Genomic DNA, 1947 nt, shown 5'->3' with positions numbered 1-1947 from the left:
TTTTTGTACGAAAAAATCCCCGTATGACGAGGATTCACTTGGAAGATTAACTTTCAACCTTTAGTTAACCATCACAACCGACTTAGTTTGTGCATCGACTCCTGCGTGACTGAATTCTTTTGAGCCCACAATTTGATTTGCTTTTTCAATATCAACATAAGGGTTCTCAAATAAACCTAGTCGAAACATATTTGTTAAAATACGTCTTGCTGATAATCTAAATCTTTTTTCTGCCCATGGCTTACCCATCAATTTACACATTTCATCGTATGCCCAAATAACTGGTTCTGGGTCCTTATTTCCCCCAAATTGGTCAACACCGGCCATTAGCAAACGCAAATGTCTTTCGCCAATTGAATAATTATCCTCAACGCCCCAGCATTGATCTCCAGAAAGTATATCTAAAACATTAGTTGGTTCATCCGCCGTGATACACCAATCTGTTGAAACCACTTCATCATACCCATAATGTTCTCGTAATAAATCAGTAATTAAATATCGGCTATATGAATTACCAACATTCTCATGCTTGGAATCAAAATTATAAGAAATGGAATAGTATGGCATAATGCCAGCAGTTCTTTGAACATCAGTGCTTTTTTGATCAATGGCTGCTTCAAATGACTTCAACTGGTAAGATTGATTATTTTTTGGATAAACACCATATTTACCATATCCAAAATGGGCATCACGTCCCCCTTCAATTACACCACCACCAGGCCAATGCTTTGCCATAGTAATAACGCTATTTACTCCCCACTCACCGGTTTGATTGGAATCTTGAAATCCTTCCACAAAAGCAGTACCCAGATCTGAAGTTAACTTGGCACTTTCACCAAATGTGCCATTAAATCGCATCCACCTTGGCTCAGTTGCCAAATCTACTTGCGGGCCTAAAACCATTGTTAACCCCATGGCACGATATTCCTTTGAGGCGACCTCACCAAATTTTTTCACTAAACTTGGGTCAAACGTTGCGCCCATACCGATTGATTCTGGCCACTGAGAAATTTGTCCACCACTGCCTTCGTTAAACTCTGCGTTAGCTTTATAACCATGTCTGGGATCAGATGAATTGACAACTGGAATAGCCCAAGGCATCGATTCTGACAGCTCTTGCACTCTATTATTCCATTCCGCGGCAACTCTAGGTGACTGCACTTTTGCAACTAAAGTATGCTTAATACGATTCTTTAAAAAATATTTTTTTTGAATATCAGATAAATCGGATGGTGAGTGTTTCGTCGCATCAAACTCCTCACCATCATATAATTGACCACGATCCCCGACAGATGGAAGCGCAAGATGTGAAGTGAACAACATCAACCCCGCAATATCTCTAATCGATAATCGTTTTGCAAGATCTTGCGCGCGCTGTGCTGGCTTTAATCGCCAATCCTCAAAATCTTCTAGTTTTCCCGATCGATTATGATCTTTAAATTTCAGGCCACCAATTTCTAAGATATTAACACCACTATTATTTGAATACACTAATTGTGGTCCTTTATCATTACTCACTTTTTTTAGTACCATTTTCATTTCCCTCATTCTACGCTATATTATTTTGACTACTTTACTTTTCAAGTAAAAGTTCCTTATGATCTAACACTTTGATAAACGGCAAATAAACAAACACAAGCACTGCCATGATAAATATTCTAAGGGCTACACCTTGCCATCCATATATAAAGAAGCTAGTGATAAATTTCGGTAGCGTCCAAGGAATTGTCATTGCAACCTGAGCATTGTAAGTAGCAATAAATCCAATTTTTACAGCTATCCAAGCTATTGCCGATGAGAAGAACGTACTGAACACAAATGGTATAAGTAAGACCATATTAAACATAATTGGTAATCCAAAAATAACCGGCTCGTTAATTCCGAGTGTTTAAATAATTATGTGTAAATGAATTATTGGGAATTGAAAAAGGGAAGCCTCTCCCTTAT

At 38.1% G+C, this 1947-nt stretch carries 2 protein-coding genes; both read right to left on the bottom strand.

Going from position 1 to position 1947, the window contains the following annotated elements; genetic code table 11:
- Positions 1 to 60: 60 nt before the first annotated feature.
- On the bottom strand, positions 61 to 1539 hold the full coding sequence (locus tag EKM67_RS10610; protein ID WP_164506657.1) for a glycoside hydrolase family 3 protein: 1479 nt from the start codon (positions 1537 to 1539) through the stop codon (positions 61 to 63).
- Positions 1540 to 1573: 34 nt separating this feature from the next.
- Positions 1574 to 1846, bottom strand: coding sequence for a hypothetical protein (locus tag EKM67_RS10605; protein ID WP_125578944.1), 273 nt, complete (start codon positions 1844 to 1846; stop codon positions 1574 to 1576).
- Between the last annotated feature and the right edge of the window lie 101 nt (positions 1847 to 1947).

It is taken from the genome of Lapidilactobacillus mulanensis (genome assembly GCF_003946215.1).
Classification (GTDB): domain Bacteria; phylum Bacillota; class Bacilli; order Lactobacillales; family Lactobacillaceae; genus Lapidilactobacillus; species Lapidilactobacillus mulanensis.
This window is presented reverse-complemented; position numbering and strand designations above follow the sequence as displayed.